Annotated in this window: 20 protein-coding genes and 1 pseudogene; 10 read left to right on the forward strand and 11 right to left on the reverse strand. The window is 64.9% G+C overall.

Annotation, left to right across the window (positions count from 1 at the left end; all coding sequences use genetic code 11):
- The first annotated feature begins 115 nt into the window (after positions 1–115).
- Entirely contained in the window at positions 116–1,282 is a 1,167-nt protein-coding gene (locus ACETMP_RS21170; RefSeq protein ID WP_375157705.1) for an FIST N-terminal domain-containing protein, read from the forward strand.
- Entirely contained in the window at positions 1,279–2,637 is a 1,359-nt protein-coding gene (locus ACETMP_RS21175; RefSeq protein ID WP_375157706.1) for an ATP-binding protein, read from the forward strand. Before ACETMP_RS21170 ends, ACETMP_RS21175 begins: the two co-directional genes overlap by 4 nt.
- A gap of 151 nt (positions 2,638–2,788) precedes the next feature.
- On the opposite strand, the gene ACETMP_RS21180 is transcribed toward ACETMP_RS21175, so the two are convergent.
- The 5 genes from ACETMP_RS21180 to ACETMP_RS21200 form a co-directional block, all read right to left on the reverse strand.
- Positions 2,789–3,484, reverse strand: a complete 696-nt coding sequence (locus ACETMP_RS21180) for a response regulator (RefSeq protein ID WP_375157707.1) — start codon at positions 3,482–3,484, stop codon at positions 2,789–2,791.
- Between the two features lie 95 nt (positions 3,485–3,579).
- Entirely contained in the window at positions 3,580–4,266 is a 687-nt protein-coding gene (locus ACETMP_RS21185; RefSeq protein WP_375161951.1) for a response regulator, read from the reverse strand.
- A gap of 113 nt (positions 4,267–4,379) precedes the next feature.
- Positions 4,380–5,573, reverse strand: a complete 1,194-nt coding sequence (locus ACETMP_RS21190) for a c-type cytochrome (RefSeq protein WP_375157708.1) — start codon at positions 5,571–5,573, stop codon at positions 4,380–4,382.
- Positions 5,574–5,712: 139 nt separating this feature from the next.
- Positions 5,713–7,428: a PQQ-dependent methanol/ethanol family dehydrogenase gene (locus ACETMP_RS21195; protein ID WP_375157709.1), complete on the reverse strand. Its 1,716-nt coding sequence runs from the start codon at positions 7,426–7,428 to the stop codon at positions 5,713–5,715.
- Between the two features lie 260 nt (positions 7,429–7,688).
- Entirely contained in the window at positions 7,689–8,138 is a 450-nt protein-coding gene (locus tag ACETMP_RS21200) for a carbon monoxide dehydrogenase subunit G (RefSeq protein ID WP_375157710.1), read from the reverse strand.
- A 505-nt stretch (positions 8,139–8,643) separates the two neighbouring features.
- Between ACETMP_RS21200 and ACETMP_RS21205 the strand changes: the two genes are divergently transcribed.
- From ACETMP_RS21205 to ACETMP_RS21225, 5 genes and pseudogenes are all read left to right on the forward strand, one after another.
- Positions 8,644–9,129, forward strand: coding sequence for a (2Fe-2S)-binding protein (locus ACETMP_RS21205; protein ID WP_375157711.1), 486 nt, complete (start codon positions 8,644–8,646; stop codon positions 9,127–9,129).
- Between the two features lie 85 nt (positions 9,130–9,214).
- Positions 9,215–11,556: pseudogene (locus tag ACETMP_RS21210) on the forward strand (xanthine dehydrogenase family protein molybdopterin-binding subunit).
- Between the two features lie 137 nt (positions 11,557–11,693).
- On the forward strand, positions 11,694–12,494 hold the full coding sequence (locus ACETMP_RS21215) for an FAD binding domain-containing protein (RefSeq protein WP_375157712.1): 801 nt from the start codon (positions 11,694–11,696) through the stop codon (positions 12,492–12,494).
- Positions 12,495–12,704: 210 nt separating this feature from the next.
- A complete protein-coding gene (locus ACETMP_RS21220; RefSeq protein WP_375157713.1) occupies positions 12,705–13,829 on the forward strand; it encodes a CaiB/BaiF CoA transferase family protein in 1,125 nt (374 codons plus the stop codon).
- A gap of 152 nt (positions 13,830–13,981) precedes the next feature.
- Positions 13,982–14,293: a DUF1272 domain-containing protein gene (locus tag ACETMP_RS21225; RefSeq protein ID WP_375157714.1), complete on the forward strand. Its 312-nt coding sequence runs from the start codon at positions 13,982–13,984 to the stop codon at positions 14,291–14,293.
- Between the two features lie 97 nt (positions 14,294–14,390).
- Here ACETMP_RS21225 and fahA read toward each other — a convergent pair whose 3' ends face one another.
- From fahA to ACETMP_RS21250, 5 genes are all read right to left on the reverse strand, one after another.
- Positions 14,391–15,659: a fumarylacetoacetase gene (fahA, locus tag ACETMP_RS21230; RefSeq protein ID WP_375157715.1), complete on the reverse strand. Its 1,269-nt coding sequence runs from the start codon at positions 15,657–15,659 to the stop codon at positions 14,391–14,393.
- Positions 15,660–15,868: 209 nt separating this feature from the next.
- The gene (gene hmgA, locus ACETMP_RS21235; RefSeq protein ID WP_375157716.1) at positions 15,869–17,215 is read right to left on the reverse strand and encodes a homogentisate 1,2-dioxygenase; all 1,347 of its coding nucleotides are present in this window, start codon (positions 17,213–17,215) and stop codon (positions 15,869–15,871) included.
- Positions 17,216–17,217: 2 nt separating this feature from the next.
- The gene (locus ACETMP_RS21240) at positions 17,218–18,174 is read right to left on the reverse strand and encodes an MBL fold metallo-hydrolase (RefSeq protein ID WP_375157717.1); all 957 of its coding nucleotides are present in this window, start codon (positions 18,172–18,174) and stop codon (positions 17,218–17,220) included.
- Positions 18,175–18,198: 24 nt separating this feature from the next.
- On the reverse strand, positions 18,199–18,423 hold the full coding sequence (locus tag ACETMP_RS21245) for a DUF2783 domain-containing protein (RefSeq protein ID WP_028133172.1): 225 nt from the start codon (positions 18,421–18,423) through the stop codon (positions 18,199–18,201).
- A 20-nt stretch (positions 18,424–18,443) separates the two neighbouring features.
- A complete protein-coding gene (locus ACETMP_RS21250) occupies positions 18,444–20,075 on the reverse strand; it encodes an FAD-dependent oxidoreductase (protein WP_375157718.1) in 1,632 nt (543 codons plus the stop codon).
- A gap of 109 nt (positions 20,076–20,184) precedes the next feature.
- Here ACETMP_RS21250 and ACETMP_RS21255 point away from each other — a divergent pair, with 109 nt between their 5' ends.
- Complete coding sequence (locus ACETMP_RS21255; RefSeq protein WP_375157719.1) at positions 20,185–20,727, forward strand: MarR family winged helix-turn-helix transcriptional regulator; 543 nt, start codon at positions 20,185–20,187, stop codon at positions 20,725–20,727.
- A gap of 98 nt (positions 20,728–20,825) precedes the next feature.
- On the opposite strand, the gene ACETMP_RS21260 is transcribed toward ACETMP_RS21255, so the two are convergent.
- Positions 20,826–21,632: an N-acyl homoserine lactonase family protein gene (locus ACETMP_RS21260; RefSeq protein WP_375157720.1), complete on the reverse strand. Its 807-nt coding sequence runs from the start codon at positions 21,630–21,632 to the stop codon at positions 20,826–20,828.
- A gap of 368 nt (positions 21,633–22,000) precedes the next feature.
- Between ACETMP_RS21260 and ACETMP_RS21265 the strand changes: the two genes are divergently transcribed.
- Together ACETMP_RS21265 and ACETMP_RS21270 are read left to right on the forward strand one after the other, a co-directional pair.
- A complete protein-coding gene (locus tag ACETMP_RS21265) occupies positions 22,001–23,551 on the forward strand; it encodes a caspase family protein (protein ID WP_375157721.1) in 1,551 nt (516 codons plus the stop codon).
- A gap of 141 nt (positions 23,552–23,692) precedes the next feature.
- Complete coding sequence (locus ACETMP_RS21270) at positions 23,693–24,364, forward strand: OmpA family protein (protein ID WP_375157722.1); 672 nt, start codon at positions 23,693–23,695, stop codon at positions 24,362–24,364.
- The last annotated feature ends 120 nt before the right edge of the window (positions 24,365–24,484 follow it).

Here is a 24,484-nt window from a genome sequence, read left to right on the forward strand (position 1 = left end):
CACACGTTCCGCGGATTCGGCCGCAATGTTGCGACCAGACGAAAAAGGCCATACTCTTTGGGCACTTGTCAGGCACTCGGCATCAGACCGGGCAGGTCCTTGAGGGAGAAACGGAGTGGGGCAAACCGACTTTCGGTTTGGCGGTGCGTCAGGCGTTGCCGTCGCGAAGTCGAAGGCCGCGGGCGTCGCGCAAGCCGTTGCCGACCTCGCCGCTCAGCTCCCATCCGACGAGCTGGCGCTCGTCCTGCTCTTCGTCTCCCCATGCTACGATCCGCAGCAGTTCATCGCGGAGATCAGCCGGCAATTCGACGGGACCCAGGTCTGCGGTTGCACCACGGCCGGCGAGCTGGCGCCTGACGGCTGGGACGAGAACAGCGTCGTTGCTCTCGCCTTCAGCCGCGCCGACTTCTCCGCCGTGGTGCGGCCGATTCTCAATCTCGACGGTTTCCGCGTCGAGGACGGCCGCAGGATCGGCACCGAGCTCCGGCAGGAATTGCTGCGGGAATCGTCCCAGGGCGAACGCGGAAATCCGTTCGGCCTGGTTCTGATCGACGGCCTGTGCCGCCGCGAAGAAGCCGTGATGTCCGCGATCTATGCCTCGCTCGACGACATTCCCATCGTCGGGGGATCTGCGGGCGACGGCATGCGCTTCGAACGCACCTGGGTGTTCTTCGACGGCAAGGCCTACACCAATGCCGCCCTGCTGATCCTGTTGAGCACGTCGCTGCCGTTCCGGGTCTTCAAATGTGACAATTTCGAACCGCGGCCCCAGAAGATGGTGGTCACCGAGGCCGACACCGAGAATCGAACCGTCAGGGAGCTGAACGCCGAGCCCGCGGCCGAGGAATATTCCCGCGTCGTCGGGATCATGGACGAAAAGCTCGACCCGTTCTCGTTCGCCTCGCATCCCGTTCTGGTCCGGGTCGGCGGCTCCTACTACGCCCGCTCGATCCAGCGCGTCGAACCGGACGGCTCGCTGCACTTCTTCTGCGCCATCGACGAAGGCATGGTGCTGACGGCCGCGACATCGCGCAGTCTGGTCGGCACGACGCGCGAGGCCTTCGCGGAGACGCGCGACCAGATCGGCGAGGTCTCGCTCTATATCGGTTTCGAATGCCTGCTGCGCCGGCTCGACGCCGAGCAGCACCAGCTCGCCCGCGACATGTCCGAGCTCTACCGCCAGAATCGCGTCGTCGGCTTTCATACCTACGGCGAGCAGTTCGGCTCGATGCACGTGAACCAGACCTTCACCGGCGTCGCCATCGGCAGGCGTCCCGCGTGACCGGGCTGTGGCAGGACCCCGATACGGTCGAGCAGCTGCAGCGCGAAGCCGCGAAGCTGAAGAAGATCAATGCCGCGCTGATGTCCCGCGTCGAGCGCTCGATGGACCAGCAGCTCAACGCCTTCTCGCTGTTCGAGACCGCCATCGCGCTCGACCGCCAGGTGCGGGACCGGACCTACCAATTGCGCGAGGCGCTGCATTCGATCGAACGCGCCAATGAGGGTCTGTATCGCGCCAAGCAGCAGGCCGAGGCCGCGAGCTCACTCAAATCGTCCGTCCTGATCTCTGTCACCCACGATCTGCTGCAGCCGCTGAACGCCGCGCGCCTGACGCTGTCGGCGCTGGCCGAGATGATGGAGGCGCAGGAGGCGGGCCTGCTGATCGACCAGGTCGACCGTTCGCTGGTGACGCTGGAGGATCTGTTGCGCTCGTTGCTGGAGATCGCCAAGCTCGACGCCGGCGCGCTCAGACCCGACGTGCGTCCGCTGGCGCTGGCGCCGCTGTTCGAGCAGCTTCGCAACGAATTCGCGCCGCTCGCTGCGCGGCAGGGCCTGTCCCTGCGCATCCGCAGCTCGCCGGTCGCGGTGTCGTCGGACGCGATGATGCTGCGGCGCGTCCTGCAAAATCTGCTCGCCAATGCCATCCGCTACACCCGCAGCGGCGGCGTCGTGATGGGGTGCAGGCGCCGAGGCGACCGCATCTGCGTCCAGGTCTCCGACACCGGGCCGGGAATTGCGCAGACGCAACAGGAGGCCATCTTTCGCGAATTCCAGCGCGGCGAAGCCAGCGCAACCGACCAGGCCGGGTTCGGGCTCGGTCTCTCCATCGTTCGCCGCTTCGCAACCGTGCTCGGACACGAGGTGCGGCTGTCGTCGCAGCTCGGCAAGGGATCGACGTTCGTCCTCGAGCTCGAGCCGGCCGATCTCGCCGAAGTCAGCGACGAGGTGCACGAGCCCAAGCTCAGCGAACGTCAATATGGCGGCCTCGAAGGCGCCAAGATCCTGCTGGTCGAGAACGATCCATCCGGCTCCGAGGCCATGGCCGCCCTGCTGGAAGGGTGGGGCTGCGACGTCGCGACCACGCCGTCGGCTGCGGACGCGCTGCTGCGGCTCAGCGAGCTGGGCGGAGCGCCCGACGCGGTCATCGCCGATCTTCATCTCGATCACGGCGAGAGCGGATTGTCGGCGATCGCCGACATCCGGGAACACCTCAAGCTCGACGTGCCCGCGATGATCATCACCGCCGATTATTCCGAGAAGGCCGCCAAGCAAGCGAGCCTCTCCGGCCTCGAGATCTTGAAGAAGCCGGTCAAGCCCGCCGAGATGCGCGCGCTGCTCTCGTTCCTGCTGAGCTAGCTGCGCACGGCGGACGCGGAAACCCAAATATCGCAAAACAACCCCATGCACAGTAGCGGTAACAAATTACATTCCGCCAATGGCATGACTTGTTTGTCGATTCACCGAGGTCGCGGCACCGACCTGCGACATGGGACCGGTGCAATCCGCCTCACTGCTGATCCGTCTGTGCGCGATCGTGCTTGGCCCGGGCCCCGTCGCTCGCGAGGGTCGCGAAATCGATTCGCGACATCTCGACGATCGCCTTGGTGCGGCTCACGACGTTCAGCTTGCGCAGGATGTCGGAGACATGGACCTTCACGGTGGTCTCGGAAATCTTCAGCTCATAGGCGATCTGCTTGTTCTGAAGGCCGCGCTTGAGCATTTCGAGCACCCGCAATTGCTGCGGCGTCAGATCGTGCAGCCGCTTCAGCAGATCATGGGCGGGACTTGGGGCCCGCTGCGGCCGCAGCGCGCGATAGGCATCGGGCAGGCAGACGAGACCCTGCAGCGCCTCGCCGATCGACTGGGCCAGTTCCTGCTTGGAGCAGGATTTGAAGATGTAACCGGCGACGCCCAGCGACAGCGCGCCGGAGATGATTCGGGGATCCTGATGTCCCGACACGATGACGACGGGGACCTTCGGGAAGGCCTTGCGGATGCGAACGATGCCCGAGAGGCCGGTCGTGCCCGGCATCGACAGATCGAGCAGCAGGAGATCGAGCTCGGCGCCCGCGGCCAGCTGCTCGAGCGCACCGTCGACCGACATCGCCTGCAGGATCTCGGCCCCGGGCGCCACCATTTGCAGCGCGCCTTCGAGCGCCTCGCGAAACAACGGATGGTCTTCGACAATCAGAAACCGGGTCACGCGTCAGCCATCCCCAAATCGTTGCCGGATGTCGAGCTTGGCCCGAGGATGTCCCGGCCGGCGCGAGCCGGCTTGATCGAGGTCAACAAGGCCGATCATTGCGGCCTGCCGCGGTCGGCCCGCACATAGGGCCGGTTCCTGGGGTCGGGCAGGTCCATCTTGCCGATCTCGATGATCGCCTTGTTGCGGCTGAACAGGCCCAGTTTGCGCAGGATCTCGGTGATGTGCGCCTTCACCGTGGATTCGGCGAGCTGCAGCTCCTGCGCGATCTGCCGGTTCGGGTAGCCGCGGCGCAGCAGGTCCAGAACCCGGATCTGCTGCGGCGTGAGCTCGCGGAGCTTGACCTCGAGGGCCTTGCTGGTCTCGGCCTTGCGCCGCTGCGGCGTCGCCACGAAATCTCGCGGCACCGACACCGACCCCGAGAGCACGCCCTCGATCGACTGGGCCAGCTCGCGCTTCGACGTCGACTTCGGCAGGTAGCCGGCCGCGCCGAGCGCCAGCGCCTCGCGGACCACGTGCTGGTCCTCCTCGCTCGATACGATGGCGACCGGCAGGCGCGGATAGGTCTCGCGCAAGCGGAGGAAACCGGAGAAGCCGGTCGCATCCGGCAGCGACAGATCGAGCAGCGCAAGGTCGATCCCCTGCTCGGCCGACAGGATGTCCAGCGCATCCCCGATCGACATCGCCTCCAGGATGCGGGCCTCCGGCAAGGCCAGCCGCACGGCGTTGCCCAGAGCTTCGCGAAACAGCGGATGATCGTCGATGATCAGGAAGCTGGCCATGGCGCCTTCCAAAGGATCCGCCGCACCCGGCGGCAGCAGCGCACCCACCCGTGCCGGTCCGGCGCCGGAAAGATGCAGCATGGACGCTACCACATCTTGCCGGCCCCGTCCGTTCAGTCGTTCGATTCGACCTGGACCGTCAGCAGGAAGGAATAGATGCTGTCGAACTGGTTGTCGGTGAAGACCTCCTTCCACGCCGGCATGCCCTTGGCCGGTCGCCCGTCATGCACGGTCTTCAGGAAGGTGTCGCGCATGTCGTCGCCGTAACGGTGACGCAACAGCCGCAGGTCGATCTTCCGCTCGCTCTGGATGGCGTCGGGGCCGTGGCAATGCGCGCAGGTTCCGTTGAAGATCTCCTTGCCTGCACGCGCGGTCTCCGCATTCGGCGCCGCTGCATCGCCCTTGGTCTCGGTCGCCACCACATTTGCGACCTGCCCTACGGCCGCGCCGGGCCCCGCTCCGGTCGTGGTTCCCGCCGGCGCGGCCTCGGCCGTACCGAAGCGGATGACGGGCTGTCCGGCCGGCAGACCGTATTTCACCGCGAGAGCGGCGATCGTCGTCCGAAGTGTCGGCAGGATCGCGTCGACGCGATCGCGGAGCTCGGTCGATCCCTTCGCGAAGCCGATGGCGGCATCCCATGACAGGCCTTCGCCTTCGGTGAGCCGGATCTGATAGCGATCGTTGTAGGCGGTCATGTTCAACCAGCCGGCGACGGGCCCCCAGATGAAGGCGACGTCCGCCCTGCCCTGATCGAGCGCCTGCATGGCTTCCTCGGGTGACAGCACGGTCACCTTCCGGATGTCGTCACGCGTCGCGAGCAGATTTTGCGGCGTGCTGGCGTACTGGACGGCGACCCGTTTGCCTCTGAGGTCGTCCACGCCGCCGATCGCCTGACCTTTCGCGGCGACCAGCGCATAGCCTTCCTTGGCGATGGTGCCTGAGAAGATCACGGCCGACCCCATGAAATCCTCGGAGCGCGGCAGGCCGATCATGGCGTCGCATTGCCTGCCCAGCAGCGTGACCCGCACGGTCCGCTTGCCGAAATAGGATTTGTACCAATCGTACGTGATCGGTTGACCGAGCGCCTGCGCCAGCGCCTGGCCGATTTCGACATAGAAGCCCGGCTGCGATGGATTATCGCTCGAGAACGGCAGATTGGTCGGATCGGCGCACAGGCGGAATGGCTTCGTCTCGTCGGCATGAACGGCCGGGGCCGATGCAATCGTCGCGGAGATTGCGACCCATGCGAGCCGTCCCGCAATGCTGTGATGTCGGCGCTTGCCGTTTCCTGGATTGATCGGACGCATCCTCGTCTCCGGCAGTTGGGAATGGGTGGATCAGGCGTTGCGGCATGGGGTCTGAGCCGAGGACAGGCCTGTGCCGTCGCCGCGCGATGTCGGAAAGCGCGCGCGTATCCCGTCACCTTTGGGATACGCGCGCGAGTCGTCACTGGACGGAGAACACGAAGAGCGAACCGCCCTCGGGAGCTGCGGCCGTCATCTTCTTTCCAATATCGCCCAGGAACGCAGGTATCGAGGCCGTGCGACCGACGACGATGGCGACATATTGCTTGCCGCCGACCTCATAGGTCACCGGCCCCGCGCCAATGCCGGAGCCGAGATTTCTGCTCCAGAGCACCTTGCCGCTCTTCGCATCGATGGCGCGGAAGTCGCCGTGAAGGTTGCCGGCGAACACGAGGCCGCCGCCCGTGGTCAGCGTGCCGCCGTTGAACGGCAGGTCTTCCTTGATCGACCAGACCTTCTTCTGCGCCACCGGATCCCAGGCCACGAGCTCGCCGAGGAAGCCGCCGGGACCTTCCTTGGTCGGGAATTCGGCGCCGAGATAGAACACGCCGCGCTTGTAGGAGACGTCGGAGACCGACCAGTCCATGCAAACGTTGTTGGAGGGAATGTAGACGAGGCCAGTCTGCGGATTGAAGGACATCGGCTGCCAGTTCTTGCCGCCGATCAGGTTCGGGCAGATGTCCTTGGCGGGATGGCCCGGCCCCGGACGCTTATCCGGGTCTTCCACCGCGCGCATGGTGTTGACGTCCCACTTCGTCGCCCAGTTGGAGAAGACGTATTTCTCCGCCGAGAGCACCTTGCCGGTCTCGCGGTTGGCGACGAAGAAGTAGCCGTTGCGATCCGCCTTCATCAGCGCCGGAACGGTGTTGCCGCCGATCTTCAGGTCCGCGAGCACGGCCTCGTTGACGCCGTCATAGTCCCAGGCGTCGGCCGGCGTGGTCTGGATGTGCCACTTGATCTTGCCGGTGTTGGGATCGAGCGCGAGCGTCGAAGCGGTGTAGAGGTTGGTCAGCTTGCCGAAATTGCCGTCGCCGGTCGAACGGACACCGGTGTTCCACGGACCGGGATTGCTGGTGCCCCAATAGACGGTGTCGGTCTTGGGATCGTAGGAGCCGACCAGCCAGGCCGCACCGCCGCCATGCTGGGCGGAATCGCCCTTCCAGGTGTCGCCACCGGGCTCGTCCGGACTCGGGACCGTGAAGGTCTGCCACAATTGCTTGCCGGTGTTGATGTCGAAGGCCTGGAGCGAGCCGCGCACGCCGTATTCGCCGCCGCCGAACCCGGTGATGACCTTGTCGCGCACGACCAGCGGAGGCGAGGTGATGACCGAGCCCTGCTTGTAATCGACGACCTTGGTGGTCCACAGCGACTTGCCCGTGGCGGCATCGAGCGCCGTCAGCTTGCCGTCGAGACGGCCGACGAAGATCTTTCCGTCCGCATAGGAGACGCCGCGATTGTTCACGTCGCAGCAGGCATATTGCAGCACGTCCTCGGGAATCTCGGGCTCCCAGGTCCACTTGCGCTGCCCCGTCGCGGCATCGAGCGCATAGACGTATTTCGGGCCCCAGGAGCTCGACACGTACAGCGTGTTGCCGATGACGATCGGCGAGGATTCGTTCGAGCGCAGCGACGCCAGCGAGAACGAATAAGCAAGCGTCAGCTTGCCGGCGTTCTCGGTGTTGATCTGCTTGAGCGGGCTGTAGCGCGTATTGGCGTAGTCGTGGCCGGCAACGGCCCACTGGTTTGACTCGGATTGCGCCTTGATCACCGAGTCGTTGGCGCGAACGCCCGAGTTCACGGCGGCCAGCACCGCAATCATCGAGATGCCAGCCAAGAATCCCTTCGTTCCAAAGGTCATGTATTCCCTCCACGATGTTGTTGTGCACGCCACGTTGGACGCCTGAGCGCGTTGCGCTCGCGATGCGCAGTTCGTCTGCGAACCATCGTTGGAAATTACAGCATCGGCTTCTCGCGCTTAGTATAGGCGGAAGGTAGTAGTGCAAATCATTGGCGGCTTTGGCCGCTCATCTCGTTGTCCCGCCTCGCGTCTTGCCCTTGTTTTGCAGCTCGAAACGCGCAATCGAATTCAGGCGGCATCGCGCCGCGATCGCGCATCGGTCACGATGACGGCGCTACCAATGCGGCGAAGTTGTCGAAGAAGCTCGCGGCAAGTTTTCGCGATGTCGACTCGATCAACCGCGCGCCGAGCTGCGCGAGCTTGCCGCCGATCTGCGCGTCGGCTTCGTAATGCAGGATGGTGACGTCCGGCGACTCGTCGGCGAGCCTGACCTTTGCGCCGCCCTTGGCGAAGCCGGCGACGCCGCCGGCGCCCTCGCCGACGATGCGGTAGCCGTTGGGCGCATCGATATCGGTCAGCGTGACCTTGCCGCTGAACGTCGCCTTCACCGGGCCGACCTTCAGCACCACGATGGCCGTCATCTCCGTGGGCGACGTCATCTCCAGCGATTGGCAGCCGGGAATGCAGCGTCTCAGAATCTCGGGGTCGTTGAGCGCGGCCCAGACCTTCGCTTTCGGCGCCGGGATGCGCTGGCTGTCGTTCATCTGCATCGTTCCGCCCTCCATTGTGCTCGGTCAGCGCGGATAGTGCGGCACAAGCCGTCGAACAATCGCCAGGAAGTAGGAGGCGAGCGCACGCGGCGCGAGGCGGCGGGGTGCAACTCCCATCGCCTCAGAATATCAATAGCAAAATCAATTAGTTATAATTCAGCCGCATACTACCAAGATCGCGATTACAAAACCGCGGCCACGTGCTCCTATTGACGGCAAGGAACAAGACATCGAGGGGAGAACGACGTGCGACAGGGCTGAACTCGCGCGCGAGCGGCGGCGATACGCGGCCTCGACGCTGCGACATTGCCACGGAGGCGATGCCGAATTTCCAGACCTGCCTTGCGCTGCGCCACGTGGTGGCGGCGGCTTGGAGCGCCATGACCGAATCGCGCGCCGCGACGATGACCTTTCCATGACGCGCGATCATCAAAATGCCAGTTGCAAAGTTCCGTTGCGCTGTCTCTAATTAGAACCAATCAAAATCACTTTGGGAGGACTTCAAGTGTCTACAGTCAAACTGACGGTGAACGGCAAGGCCGTTGCCGTCGATGTCGAGGACCGCACGCTGCTGGTCCAGCTCCTTCGCGATCACCTCAACCTCACCGGGACCCATGTCGGCTGCGACACCAGCCAGTGCGGGGCCTGCGTGGTCCACATGGATGGCAGGGCGGTGAAATCCTGCACCATGCTGGCGGGTCAGGCCGACGGCGCCACCATCACCACCATCGAGGGCATCGCCAAGGGCGACGAGCTGCACCCGATGCAGGCCGCCTTCCGCGACAATCATGGCCTGCAATGCGGCTATTGCACGCCGGGCATGATCATGTCGGCGATCGACATCGTGCATCGCCATGGTGGTCAGCTCGACGAGGCGACCGTCCGCAGCGAGCTGGAAGGCAATATCTGCCGCTGTACCGGCTACCACAACATCGTCAAGGCCGTGCTGGATGCAGCCCGGCGCATGAAGGTCTCGCAGGCGGCCGAGTAAAGCGGCGCGCCTCGAAAGAAGAATCACCGCCTGCTGCTTTCGAAGGAAAGCGCAGCCATAAAATTTCCGGTCGGGAGGACCAGACATGGGTGTTGAAGGTATCGGCGCGCGCGTCGTGCGCAAGGAAGACAAGCGTTTCATCACCGGCAAGGGCCGCTACGTCGACGACATCAAGCTGACGGGCATGACCCATGCCCATTTCATCCGCAGCCCGCACGCCCACGCCAAGGTCAAGAAGATCGATTCGTCGGCCGCGCTGAAGATGCCGGGCGTGGTCGCGGTGCTCACGGGCCGAGAGATCGTCGACGACAAGGTCGGCAATTTGATCTGCGGCTGGGCCATCACCTCCAAGGACGGCAGCCCGATGAAGATGGGCGCATGGCCGGCGATGGCGCCGGAGACGGTGCGCTTCGTCGGACAGGCCGTCGCGGTCGTGATCGCCGAAAGCAAGAATCTGGCGCGCGATGCCGCGGAAGCGGTCGTCGTCGATTATGAAGAGCTCCCCGCGGTCGCCGACGTCCAGGCCGCGATCAAATCGGGCGCGCCGCAGCTTCATCCCGAAGCGCCCGGCAACCAGGTCTATGACTGGGTGATCGGCGACGAGGGCGCCGTGAATGCCGCCTTCGCCAAGGCCGCCAATGTGGTGAAGCTCGACGTCACCAACAACCGCCTCGCCCCCAATGCCATGGAGCCGCGGGCGGCGATCGCCGATTACGATGCCGCCGAAGAGCACTTCACGCTCTACACGACCTCGCAGAACCCGCACGTCGCCCGCCTCGTGCTGTCGGCGTTCTACAACATCGCGCCCGAGCACAAGCTGCGCGTGATCGCCCCCGACGTCGGCGGCGGCTTCGGCTCCAAGATCTTCATCTATCCCGAGGAGATGGTGGCGCTGTGGGCCTCAAGAAGGTCGGCCGTCCCGTGAAATGGACCGGCGACCGCACCGAGGCCTTCCTCACCGACGCGCATGGCCGCGACCATGTGACCCATGCCGAGATGGCGTTCGACGCCAACAACAAGATTACCGGCTTCAAGGTGAAGACCTACGCCAATTTCGGCGCCTACATGTCGCTGTTCTCGTCCTCGGTGCCGACCTATCTCTACGCGACGCTGCTGTCGGGCCAGTACAACATTCCGGCGATCCATGCCGAGGTGATCGGGGTCTACACCAATACCACGCCGGTCGACGCCTATCGCGGCGCAGGCCGTCCCGAGGCGAGCTATCTGATCGAACGTCTGATGGAAACGGCGGCGCGCCAGCTCAAGGTCGATCCGACCGAGCTGCGGCGGACGAACTTCATCACCCAGTTCCCGCACCAGACGCCCGTGATCATGGCCTACGACACCGGCGACTTCAACGCGTCGCTCGATGCCGCGATGAAGGCGATCGACTATGCCGGCTTCCCCGCCCGCAAGGCCAAGGCGAAAGCCGACGGCAAGCTGCGCGGCATCGGCGTGTCCTGCTACATCGAGGCCTGCGGCATCGCGCCGTCGAAGGCGGTCGGCAGCCTGGGTGCCGGCGTCGGTCTGTGGGAATCGGCCGAGGTGCGCGTCAATCCGGTCGGCACCATCGAGATCCTGACGGGGTCGCACAGTCACGGCCAGGGTCATGAGACCACGTTCTGCCAGCTTGTCGCGGAGCGGCTCGGCGTACCCATCAGCCAGGTCTCGATCGTCCACGGCGACACCGACAAGGTGCAGTTCGGCATGGGCACCTATGGCTCGCGATCGGCGGCCGTCGGCCTTACCGCGATCCTGAAGGCTATGGAGAAGATGGAATCGAAGGCCAAGAAGATTGCGGCCCATGCGCTGGAAGCTTCCGAGGCCGACATCGTCATCGAGAACGGCGAGTTCAAGGTGACCGGCACCGACAAGGCGATCGCACTGCCGATGGTCGCGCTCGCGGCCTACACCGCGCACAATCTGCCCGACGGGATGGAGCCGGGCCTGAAGGAGAGCGCCTTCTACGATCCGACCAACTTCACCTTCCCGGCCGGCACCTATATCTGCGAGCTCGAGGTCGATCCCGGCACCGGCAAGACGTCCTTCGTCAACTTCGTCGCGGCCGACGATTTCGGCCGGCTGATCAACCCGATGATCGTCGAGGGCCAGGTCCATGGCGGCCTTGTTCAAGGCATCGGGCAGGCCCTGCTCGAGCATGCGATCTACGATGCCAACGGCCAGCCGGTCACGGCCTCGTTCATGGACTACGCCATGCCGCGCGCCGACGACGTGCCCTCCTTCAACCTCTCCCACACCACGACGCTGTGCCCGGGCAATCCGCTCGGCATCAAGGGGTGCGGTGAGGCCGGCGCGATCGGGGCGTCAGCGGCCGTGATCAACGCGATCACGGATGCGATCGGCAAGAACAATCTGGAAATGCCCGCGACCCCTGACCGGGTCTGGCGCACCATCCACGCGGCTTAGCCGTTCATCATCGTCATTCCGGGGCGACGCGCAGCGTCGAACCCGGAATCTGGAGCCACGAATTCAACCTCGAGATCCGGGTCTGCGCCTGCGGCGCATCGCGGAATGACAGAGAAGAGATTTCAGGAGCAACCAAGATGTACCAGACCACCTATCATCGCGCTTCTTCGGTCGACGAGGCCGTCAGCCTGTTCGGCAAGAGCAGCGAAGCGAAGTTCCTTGCCGGCGGCCAAACGCTGCTGCCTGTGATGAAGCAGCGCCTCGCAAGCCCCTCCGACGTCATCGACCTCGGCAAGATCAAGGAGCTGCAGGGCGTCGAATTGTCGGGCGACACGCTGACCATCAAGGCCGCCACGACCTATTACGACATCATGACGAACGCCGACGTGAAGAAGGCGATTCCCGCGATCGCTCATCTCACCTCGGTGCTGGGCGACCCTGCCGTGCGCTATCGCGGCACGATCGGCGGCTCGATTGCCAACAACGATCCCGCCGCGGACTTCCCGGCCGCGCTGCTCGCGCTCGGCGCCACCGTCAAGACCAACAAGCGGTCGATTGCGGCGGACGACTTCTTCAAGGGTCTGTTCACCACGGCCCTGGAGGACGGCGAGATCATCACCGCCGTGTCGTTCCCGGTGCCGGCGAAGGCAGGTTACGAGAAGATGCGCCATCCGGCCTCGCGCTTCGCACTGACCGGGGTGTTCGTGGCCCAGACCAAGGCAGGCGAGGTTCGCGTCGCAGCGACCGGTGCCTCGCAGAGCGGCGTGATGCGGGTGCCCGCCATCGAAGCCGCGCTGAAGGCGAACTGGTCACCATCGGCGATCGACAACGTGACGATTTCGGCGAGCGGACTGCTGGCCGATATCCACGGCACGGCGGAGTACCGCGCCAATCTCGTCAAGGTGATGGCCCAGCGCGCGGTCGCCGCTGCGCGCTGATAGCGTCTCGACACAAATTTTCCGCGGCGCGCACTTCGGTGCGCGCCGTTTTATTTTGGCCATGCGGCATGAAAACCGCTTGCCTCGCTGGCGCGAAGGCGAGAAAAGTTAATCGGCCGATTAACTTGCCCGACAAGAGACCCACAAGAGAAATGTCAGCGACGATTGCCGGATCACCGGCATCCGCCCGCGACCCGAGGAAACAACAACGTGCTCGATCAACCAGCCCAACAAAAATCGGAAGCCTCGTCCGTCCGCATCTCCGGCCCGCTCTCGGGCTTTCGCATCGTCGAATTCGCCGGCATCGGGCCCGGCCCGTTCGCCTGCATGATGCTGGCGGACATGGGCGCCGACGTCGTCACGCTCGACCGCGTCGGTGCGAAGAAGAACATGAAGTCGGTGGCGGGTCGCGGCCGCAAGGTGATCGAGCTCGACCTCAAGGACAAGGCGGCGATCGCGCAGGTGCTGGATCTGCTGGCGAGCGCCGATGCGCTGGTCGAGGGTTTCCGGCCCGGCGTGATGGAGCGGCTCGGCCTCGGCCCGGATGTCGTGCTCGCGCGCAACCCCAAGCTGGTCTATGGCCGCATGACCGGCTGGGGCCAGGACGGCCCGCTCGCCAACGCCGCCGGCCACGACATCAATTACATCTCGATCACCGGCGCGCTCGCCGCCATCGGCACCAAGGAAGCGCCGGTGCCGCCGCTCAACCTGGTCGGCGATTTCGGCGGCGGCGCGCTCTATCTCGTCGTCGGCGTGCTCGCCGCGCTGCTGGAAGCGCAGAGATCCGGCAAGGGCCAGGTCGTCGACGCCGCGATGTGCGACGGCGCGGCCTCGCTGATGTCGTTCTTCTTCGACATGACCAATATGGGGCGCTGGACCGAGGGGCGCGACCAGAACTTCCTCGACGGCGGCGCTCACTTCTACGGCGTCTATGAATGCGCCTGCGGTCATTTCATCTCGATCGGCTCGATCGAGCCGCAATTCTACGCGCTGCTGCGCCAGCACGCCGGCCTGACCGACGCCGATTTCGACGCGCAGATGAACCCCAAGGCCTGGCCGGCGCTGAAGGAGAAGCTCAAGGCGGTGTTCAAGAGCAAGACGCGCGAGGATTGGTGCAAGATCATGGAAGGCACCGACATCTGCTTCGCGCCGGTGCTGACCATGTCGGAGGCGACAAGGCATCCGCACATGGTCGCCCGCAACGTGTTCATCGAGCGCCACGGCGTGAAGCAGCCCGGTCCCGCGCCGCGCTTCTCGCGCACGCCATCGGCGGTGCGCGAGCCGGAGCCGGCGGAGATCGCCGCGGTGACGACGGCCTGGAAGACGCGGAATTAACCGCTGCTCCGCCCAAACCTTCGCTGTCGTCCCGGATCTACGCGCTTAAGGCGCGCTTGTCCGGGACGACGCCCGGCGGAAATCGAGGGAACTACGTCATTCGCGGCCGGCGCGCGATCTGCGATGATCGTGGTCGATCCCGGAGATTTGCCATGGCCCTCCAGCTTCGGCCGAACTGCGAATATTGCGACCGCGACCTGCCGCCAAACGCAACGGACGCGCGGATCTGCTCCTACGAATGCACGTTCTGCGCGGACTGCGTCGAGACCAGGCTGTCCAACGTCTGCCCAAACTGCGGCGGCGGCTTTGCGCCGCGCCCGATCCGGCCGGCGCAGGAATGGCGGCCGGGGGTCTGCATCGCCAAGCAGGCGCCATCCGACAAGCGGGTGCACCTGAAATACAGCATCGAGGACGTCGCCGCGCATTGCGCACGCATCAAGGACGTGCCGCCAGACAAACGCTAGGTCTCGTAGGTGGGCAAAGCGGAAGCGTGCCCATCATCCATCGCGTGGGCACGGCGCTATCGCGCCTTTGCCCACCCTACGAGACCGAGACCGCGGCCTACTCCGCCGGCAGAATCGTCCCCTCGACCTCGCCGAAGCCGACGCGGTAGCCGTTGCCCTGGCACCAGCCGCGCATCACGAGGCTGTCGCCGTCTTCCAGGAACGAGCGCCTGGCGCCGCCGGGCAGCTCGACCGGCTCGGTGCCGTTCCAGCTGATCTCGAGCAGGCTGCCGCGCTGGTTCTTCTCCGGGCCGGAGATGGTGCCGCTGCCGAGAAGGTCGCCGACATTCATGGCGCAGCCTGAGGAGGCGTGGTGCATCAGCTGCTGCACCGAGGACCAGTACATGTACTTGAAATTGGTGCGGCTGATGCTGGCGGGCGCATTGGCGCCGGCGGCGCGCAAGGACACGTCGAGCTCGACATCGTAGTTCTGCGGCTTGCTCTGCTTGAGATAATCGAGCGGCACCGGCTCCTGCTCCGGCCCCTTCAGCCGGAACGGCTCCAGCGCCTCGCGCGTCACCACCCAGGGGCTGATCGAGGTCGCGAACGCCTTGGCGAGAAAGGGCCCAAGCGGCACATATTCCCATTGCTGGATATCGCGCGCGCTCCAGTCGTTGAGCAGCACGAAGCCGAAGATCATCTCCTCGGCCTGCTGCTCGTTTAGCATGCCGCCCATCGGCGAGGGCTGGCCGATCACGACGCCCATCTCCAGCTCGAAGTCGAGCCGCTTGCAGGGCGCAAAGCTCGGCACATCCACATTCGGCGGCTTCAGCTGCCCGCGCGGCCGCTTCACCTTGGTGCCGGAGACCACGACGGTGGAGGCGCGGCCGTTATAGGCAATCGGCATATGCAGCCAGTTCGGCTGCAGCGCATTGTCCTTGCCGCGGAACATCACGCCGACATTGGTGGCGTGTTCCTTCGAGGAATAGAAGTCGGTGTAGCCGGAGACGGTGAAGGGCAGATGCAGCCTGGCATCGCGCATGGGAACGAAAGCGCGCGAGCGCAACTGCTCGTTATCGCGAAGCTCCGGATTGTCGTGCCGCAAGAGCTCGCTGATGCGCGCGCGGGTTTTAGACCAAACCTTTGGACCCAGATGCATCAGGGCGTTTAGTCCTGCAGCAAATGTGCCGGGATCGCCCGCACTGATCAGGCCATCTTGCTCAAGCTCCCAGAGATCGAGCACGTAGTCGCCAATCGCTACTCCGAGACGCGGTGCGCGCTCGTCGTTTGTCGAGAACACGCCGTAGGGCAGGTTCTGGATCGGGAAGTCGGAAGAAGGATCGACGTCGATGAAGGAGCGAAGGCTGGGATCGTTGGGGTGGGGCATTGGTTTCCCGTGCGCAGCGGTGGCGATGTCACCCTCCCCTGCAGGGGGAGGGTCGGCTCATATTGAGCGCAGCGAACTATGAGACAGGGTGGGGTGATCTCTCAACACAGGCAGCGCTCCTTGCGGAGAGACCGTCACCCCACCCCGCTACGCATTCCGCTTCGCTGCATGCGTAGCGACCCTCCCCCTGCAGGGGAGGGTAAGAGACATCACGGCTTGCCCGGATCGAACTTCTTCTCCAGGCCCTTCCAGCAATCGGCGTAATCGTCCTGTAGCGTGGAGGCATTGGCCGCATGTGCGGTGACGCGCTGCGGGTAGCGGGTCTCGAACATGAAGGCCATGGTGCCGGTCAGCTTCACCGGCTTCAATTCGCCGTTGCTGGCGTGCTCGAAGGCGTCGCGGTCGGGGCCGTGCGGCAGCATGCAATTGTGCAGGCTCATGCCGCCGGGGACGAAGCCTTGCGGCTTGGCGTCGTAGACGCCGTAGATCAGGCCCATGAACTCGCTCATGATGTTCATGTGATACCAGGGCGGACGGAAGGTGTTGTCGGCAACCATCCAGCGCTCCGGGAAGATGACGAAGTCGATATTCGCGGTACCCGCGGTCTCCGACGGCGAGGTCAGCACCGTGAAGATCGAGGGATCGGGATGGTCGAACCCGATCGCGCCGACCGGCGAGAAGGTGCGCAGATCGTACTTGTAAGGCGCATAATTGCCGTGCCAGGCGACGACGTCGATCGGCGAGTGCGCGAGCTGCGTCCTGAACAGTGCGCCGCCCCATTTCACATAGAGTTCGGTCGGCGTGTCCTTGTCCTCGTAATGCGCCACCGGCGTCAGGAAGTCGCGGGCGTTGGCCAGGCAATTGGCGCCGATCGGCCCACGCTCCGGCAGCGTGAACGCACCGCCGTAGTTCTCGCAGAGATAGCCGCGCGCCGGACCGTTCGGAATCTCGACCCGGAACTTGACGCCGCGCGGGATCACCACGATCTCGCCGGGCTCGGCATCGATGCGGCCGAACTCGGTGACGAGGCGAAGATTGCCCTGCTGCAGCACGAACATCAGCTCGCCGTCGGCATTGTAGAAATGCTGGTCCACCATCGACTTGGTGATGAGGTAGACATGTGCGGCCATGCCGGCCTGCGTGTTGACGTCGCCGGCCGTCGTCATGGTCTGCACGCCGTGCACGAAGGTGACCTCCTCCTTCGGCAGCGGCGTCGGGTCCCAGCGCAGCTGCGCGATCGGCAGATCGTATTCATGGCACGGCGCCGAGCGCCACAGCCCGGCATCGACCTTCTCGAAACGACCGGAATGCTTCACGGAAGGGCGAATGCGATAGAGCCAGGAGCGCTCGTTGCTGCCGCGCGGCGCCGTGAAGGGCGAGCCGGACAATTGCTCGGCATAGAGCCCGTAGGCGCAACGCTGCGGCGAGTTGCGCCCGATCGGCAGAGCGCCGGGCAGCGCCTCTGTCTCAAAACTGTTGCCGAAGCCGGACATGTAGCCCGGCGTCACCTGGGCCGAGCTGCGTATGATCTGATCGGGCGAGGTGTTGATGTTCATGACTATCCTCCTCCTTGCAGGGCGGCCCACATCTCCTGGTCGCGCTTGTCGGTCCAGATCACGGGATCGTCGATCCCCGACGCCTCGTCATAGGCGCGCGAGACGTTGAATGGCAGGCAGTGCTCGTAGATGGCGAAGCTGGAGAACTTCGGATCCATCACCTCGCGGGTCGCTGCCATCGATTCCTTTAAGCTGCGGCCCCTGGCGACGGAGATCTCGGCGGCGCCATAGAGCGAGGTGACGAAATCGCGCGTCATCGCGATGGCCTCGCGCACAGTGGCCGCGCCCTTCAGCGCGTCGCCCCGGCCCGGCGCGATGGCCTTGGGATTGAAGTTGCGGATCTCGTTCAGTGTCATCGGCCATTCGCGCAAGTGAGCATCGCCGCAATAGCAGGCCGAGTGATATTCGATCAGGTCGCCGGAGAACATGACTTCGGCGTCCGGCACCCAGGCGACGATGTCGCCGGAGGTGTGGCCGGCCCCGAGTTGCATCAGCCGCACCTCGCGCTTGCCGAGGTAGATTGTCATCTCGCCTTCGAAGGTCAGCGTCGGCCAGGTCAGGCCGGGAATGCTCTGCGCATCCTGAAACAGCCGCGGGAAGCGACCATATTCCGAGTCCCAATCCTGCTTGCCGCGCTCGGCGATCAGCCGATGCGTCTCCTGCGATGCAACGATGCCCTGCGCCTTGTAGGCGGAGGCCCCCAGCACCCGCACGGCGTGATAATGCGACAACACGACATATTTGATCGGCTTGTCGGTCACGGTTCGGACGCGCTCGATCACCTTGTTGGCCATCGCCGGCGTCGCCTGCGCGTCGAACACCAGGCAGCCGTCGTCGCCGACGATGACGGCGGTGTTCGGGTCGCCCTCGGCGGTGAAGGCATAGAGATCGGTGCCGATCTCGGAGAAGGTGATCTTCTTCTCGGCGAGATCGCCGGTGGATGCGAAGTTCTTCGCCATCAATTCGTCCTTTGAGTCCTGAGGTTATTGCTGCTGTTGTTGCTGCTGCTGGCCGTCGATCATGCGGCGCTTGGCGAGCCCGATCGCCTCGCGCAGCACGTCGATGTCGCCGATGTGATTGGCGAGGATCAGCACCAGCGCCGCGTCGAGATCGGCGCTCTGCTCCTCGGTGAGCCCGCGATGCGCTTCGACGACGGCGCGAAAGGCATCGTCAGGCCGCGCGAAATTGGAGTCGGTGGAGAGCGGCATGCAAACCTCGATTCAAGCCGTCAATTCAAACCTTGGGCGCGCGACAGCGCCGCAGCCACGGCTTCGCGTGTCGGATGACGGAAGCGCGCCGTGACGTAGCCGTCGGGCCTGAGCAGATAGGTCGTGCCGGGCCGGGCATCATAGCGCTTGGCGACGAGGCCGGCGGGATCGGCAAGCCCACTCTCGCCGCCGATCCGGATCGCCTTGACGCCGGCGGGCGGATCGATCGCGGCGCCATTGCTGAACGACAGCAGGGTGAAATCCGTTCCGCCTTTGCGAAATGCATCCGTCAGGTAGGCCTGCTCGGCGATCGGCGCATCGAGCATGGAGCAGCCGGGAGGCGGCCCGCCGTGCCAGGCATCGGCATCCGGCGACGACAACGGAGAATCGTAGCTGCACGGCACCGACAGCCGGCCGCCATTGACCATGCGCTTGCCGAACTCGGTCTCCTTGGCGAGCGACAGCACCGCTTTGCGCAGCCGCGCTTCCTGATGCGAGTTCGGCGCCATGAAATCGGTGGAGCGGGTGGATTGGCGGATGTTCTCGTCGGCCGCCATGCTGCGCTCGGCATGATAGCTTTCGAGCAGGCTCGCCGGCGACGTGCCGCGCAGCACACGGTCGAGCTTCCACGAGAGATTTTCCGCGTCCTCGAGCCCGGAATTGGCGCCACGCGCACCGAACGGCGAGACCTGGTGCGCGGAATCGCCGGCGAAGATCACCCGGCCGTGGATGAATCGATCCATCCGCCGGCACTGGAACTTGTAGAGCGAGATCCATTCGAACTCGAACTTGTCGTGGCCCAGCATGCGCGCGATCCGCGGCCGCACGTTCTCGGGCTTCTTCTCGACCACGGGGTCGGCATAGCGATTGAGCTGAAGATCGATGCGCCAGACGTCGTCGGGCTGCTTGTGCAGCAGCGCGGAGCGGCCGGCATGGAACGGCGGATCGAACCAGAACCAGCGCTCGGTCGGGAATTCCGCCGTCATCTTGACGTCGGCGATCAGGAACTGGTCCTCGAACACCTGCCCCGCGAACTCGGCGCCGACCATCTGCCGCAGCGAGGACCGCGCGCCGTCGCAGGCGATCACATACAGCGCATGCAGGCGATAGGCGCCCTCCGGCGTCTCGATCGTCAGCGCCACGCCATCATTGCGCTGCTCCAGCGCCGTCACCTTGTTGCGCCAGCGCAGGTCGATCTCGGGAAGCTCGCTGACGCGATCGACCAGATAGGCCTCGGCGTAATATTGCTGCAGGTTGATGAAGGCCGGCCGCTTGTGGCCGTCTTCAGGCAGGAGGTTGAACTGGTAGAGCTGGGACTCCCCGTGAAAGATCCGGCCGACGCTCCACACCACGCCCTTGGCAACCATGCGGTCGCCGACGCCGAGCCGGTCCCAATATTCCAGCGACCGCTTCGAGAAGCAGATCGCGCGCGAGCCTTCGCCGATGCGGTCGGCGTCATCCAGCAGGACGACGCGCTGGCCGCGCTGGGCCAGATCGATCGCAAGCGACAGCCCGACCGGGCCGGCGCCGACAACCACGACCGGATGCTCGGCCGGGCTTTGGCTGGCGCGGTCCTGATCGGGATGGCGGCGATAGCCGAACTGGGCTTTTGCCTGATGCGCCTTGACCTCAAGTGTCCTGGCCTGCGCCATACACGAACCTCGGCTCTGGTCAGAAGGGGACCAATCTGCTAGATAGTCTCACGTGCAACTATTTTGGACCGGAGCCGGCCGGCCGTCAACTGGAATTCGGAGCACTGTCTTGGCGAGGACATCCAGCGACACCGCACTGAAGGCGCGCGAGGCCGATCAGGCCTCAGTGCAGCGAGAGGCGCGGCTCGACCTGTTCAAGTTCGTGCCGTTCCGGCTCAACCGGCTCGCGGCCGAAGTCAGTGCCGCGCTCTCGGTCGAGTATCAGGAACGCCACGGTCTCGATATCCCGGCCTGGCGCGTGATCGCCACGCTCGGGTTCCGCGTTGATGCCTGCAGCGCGCAGTTCATCGCGCAATGCACCCGCACGCACAAATCCACCATCAGCCGCGCGGTGACCACGCTGCTCCACCAGGATCTGATCGAGCGGGTCGAGAACCAAGCCGACCGCCGCGAATTCCGCCTGCGACTGACGGCGAAGGGCCGCTCCCTCTACGAGCAGCTGTTCCCGCAATTGCTGCGGCGTGAAGACGAGATCCTCGCCTGCCTCTCCGCGCAGGAGCGCAAGCAGCTGTCCGTGCTGCTCGGCAAGATCGAGCAGAGCCTCGATCTGATCCAGACCAGCGAAGAGGCGGATGCGAAGCAGGCATACTAGCCCTCGCTGTCATTCCGGGGCGCCGCGGCAGCGGCGAACCCAGGAATCTCGAGATTCCGGGTTCGCGCTATGCGCGCCCCGGAATGACGGCTTCGCCGTCATTTCGCAAACGACCGTGACGGCGGCAGGTGCAGCGCGAAGGCGTCGACCTTGTCGCTGGCACGCGGATAGATTTCCGTCACGATCGGATCGTGACCAGGAATGAATCGATCAGGATGGCCGGCGAGTCGCTCGATGGTCTCCCAGCCTTGCGCCATGTCGCCGACATTATAGACGATCGGGAACGGGCTTCTGCGTTGCAGATTGGCGTAGTAATGCGCGGCATCGGACGCGAGCACCACCGGGCCGCGCGCGGTTTCGACCCTGATCACCTGCAAGCCGTCGGAATGGCCGCCGACACGGTGCACGGTGACACCGGGCGCGACCTCGCCGTCGCCGGAATAGAAGGTGACGCGCTCGCCATAGACGTGGCGCACCATCTGCGTGACGTGCTCCACCGAGAACGGATGACGCAGCAGGCCGTTGCACATGCAGCGGCCGGTCGCGTAGGCCATCTCGCGCTCCTGCAAATGGAAGCGTGCCTCCGGAAAACAGTCGAGATTGCCGGCATGGTCGTAATGCAGATGCGTCACGATGACGTCGCCAATGCTTGATGCCGCAACGCCGAAGCGCTCCAGCGCATCGACCGGGTTGAGCGTCAGCTTGCGCGCCCGCGCGCTCGCCTCCTCGGCATTGAAGCCGGTGTCGACCAGGATGTCGCGGCCGCCGCCGCGGATCAGCCAGACGAAATAGTCGAGATCCTGCGCCGCGCTGTCATGCGGATCGGGCACCAGGAAGTTCATGCTGGGGGTGCGCGGCGACATCGTCGCATAGCGCAGGGCGTAGATCTCGTAGGCGTTTCCCATGGTTCTTGCTTTTCTCAGTGGGTCTTTAGGGGACGATCCAGCGCAGCAAGCCATTGTCCGCAGCAAAGGTCAAACCGCGCGCGGTGCGACCGAGGCGGGCCTTCAATGTGAGACCCATCACGTTTCCGGCGGCGGGCTTGCCCTACCATGCTGCCGACAGGATCGAGCCGGATCACGACGAGGACAGCCATGACACCCGATTTATTCCCCTTGCGGCGCACCCAGGCGTTGCGGTCAATCGTCGCGATAACACCGAATCTCAAGCGGTTGACGCCCCCCGCCCCCGGTTTGATAATGAATGAAGCGTAAGTTAAGGTCGCCGCGGCGCAAGCTGGGAACGGCGCCTTTTTGGCTGGACCGCGCTGATTATGAAAATTCGCTTCTTTTTTCTTCTGCCCTTGCTCATCTCGCTCGTCCCGACTGCGCCCTCGCTCGCGGCCGGTGATCGTTTTGCGCTGGTCATCGGCAATGCCAAATATCCGGACGCGGATGCTCCGCTGAGGGAACCTATCAATGACGCGCGCAACGTCGCCGACGAGCTCAAGCGCGACGGCTTTGCGGTCGATATCGGCGAGAATCTGACCGGCGACGGCATGCGCCGCGCCTTCGACAAGCTCTACAGCAAGATCAAGCCGGGATCGGTGGCGCTGGTGTTCTTCAGCGGCTTCGGCATCCAGTCGGCGCGCCAGAGCTACATGCTGCCGGTCGATGCGCAGATCTGGACGGAATCCGACGTGCGCCGCGACGGTTTCAGCCTCGAGACCGTCCTCGGCGAGCTCAACACCCGCGGCGCAGGCGTCAAGATCGCACTGATCGACGCCTCCAGGCGCAATCCGTTCGAACGCCGGTTCCGCAGCTTCTCGGCCGGCCTGACCCCGGTCATCGCGCCGAACGGCACGCTGGTGATGTATTCGGCGGCGCTGGCCTCGGTGGTCTCAGACGCCGGCGGCGATCACAGCCTGTTTGTCCAGGAGCTCCTGAAGGAGATCCGCGTCCCCGACCTGATGGCCGAAGAGACGCTGAACCGCACCAAGATGGGCGTCACAAGGGCTTCGCGCGGCGAGCAGGTGCCGTGGATATCCTCTTCATTGGCCGAAGATTTCTCGTTCAGCCCGGGAGCCGGCGGATCGCGTCCGGCACCTGGCGCGTCGCCTGCGCCGCCCGCGCCGCCGCCGGTCGCCGTCAACAACCCGCCGCCGACGCCGCCCGCGCCGCCGACATCGCCTCCGCCGCCGAGGCCGGCCGACATTGCCGCAGCACCCGCGCCTGCGTCTCCGCCTGCGCCCGCACCCGCGCCGGCTCCCACGCCGAAGCCGCAGGTCGAGGCGGCCCTGCCGCCACCGCCACCGCCACCGCCGGTGACGCCGATCGATCCCGCGCCGGCGCCGAGCGCGAGCAGCGGGCCGAGTGCCGCGGTCCTGGCCGACGATCCCACGATCAAGAGCCTGACCTCCAAGATCGCCGCCAATCCGGACGACGTGAACGCGCTGTACCGGCGCGGCCAGGTCTACGCCAGCAAGGGCGCCTACAACCTCGCCATCAAGGATTTTGACGATACGCTTCGGATCAATTCGAAGGACGTCGAGGCGCTGAACAATCGTTGCTGGACCCGCACCGTGGTCGGCGACCTCCAGGGCGCCTTGAAGGATTGCAACGAGGCGCTGCGGCTGCGGCCGAATTTCGTCGATGCGCTGGACAGCCGGGGGCTCGTCAATCTCAAATCGGGCGCGGTCAAGAACGCCATCGCCGATTTCGACGCGGCCCTGAAGATCAACCCGCGCCTGACCTCCTCGCTCTACGGACGCGGCCTCGCCAAGCAGCGCAACGGCTCCGCCCAGGAAGGGGCGCTCGATATCGCCAATGCCAAAGCAATGGATCCGAACATCGTTCAGGAATTTGCAAGCTACGGAGTGCGCTAGTATTTTCTTGAGCTGAGGCCGGCGGCGCCTCGAACCCTGGGGGGCCCAGGCAAGACTAACGAACGGATGCCGCAGGCGCCCCCGGGGGCTCATTGCAGGAATTTCGAACAGCGCGAGCTGGCTGCACAGGAGGGACTGGCTATGAAATCGGCTGCAAAAGGACTTACCGCGATCCTGTCCATCATCGCGCTTGGCGCCGCCCTGTCGCTGCCGGCCCCGCCCGCATTCGCCGGCGATGACGGCAACAGCAAGAACGTCACCGAGGACGACATCGTCCGCGCGCTGGCACCGGCGCCGAAGAAGCCCCTGACCCGCGGCCTCTCGATCGCCCCGCCGGCCAATCCCGCGCCGAACGCGGCGGAGACCAAGCTGATCCAGTCGGTGCGCGGCCGCTCGACGCGCTCGTTGTCGTCGACCGAGCGCGAGGAGATCGCGTCGGTCGCCAAGGACAAGCCGAACATCGATCTCGAAATCACGTTCGACTACAACTCCGCCAATATCAGCGCCAAGTCGATGCCTTCCGTGCAGGCGCTCGGTCGCGCGCTGACCAGTCCCGATCTGAAAGGCTCCACCTTCGTGGTTGCCGGTCATACCGACGCCGCCGGTGGCGAAGCCTACAATCAGGACCTGTCGGAGCGTCGCGCGGACGCGATCAAGCGCTACCTCGTCGACAAGTACAGCATCTCGGCGACCGATCTCGTCACCGTCGGCTACGGCAAGAGCAAGCTGAAGGATCCGAGCCAGCCGATGGCGGAGGTCAACCGCCGCGTGCAGGTCGTCAATATGGAAAACAAGACCACCGCATCGAAGTAAGCACGACGCAATCCTTTGAAGTGATCGGTCGTGATGTGGTGTAAAGTCTCGCTTCCAGAGCGCGTCCCGCAGCCTTGCGGGACGCCGCTTCGTTTCAGGGAAACGTTCTCGATGGGCCTC

Source organism: Bradyrhizobium dasycarpum (genome assembly GCF_042019905.1).
Taxonomy (GTDB): domain Bacteria; phylum Pseudomonadota; class Alphaproteobacteria; order Rhizobiales; family Xanthobacteraceae; genus Bradyrhizobium; species Bradyrhizobium japonicum_B.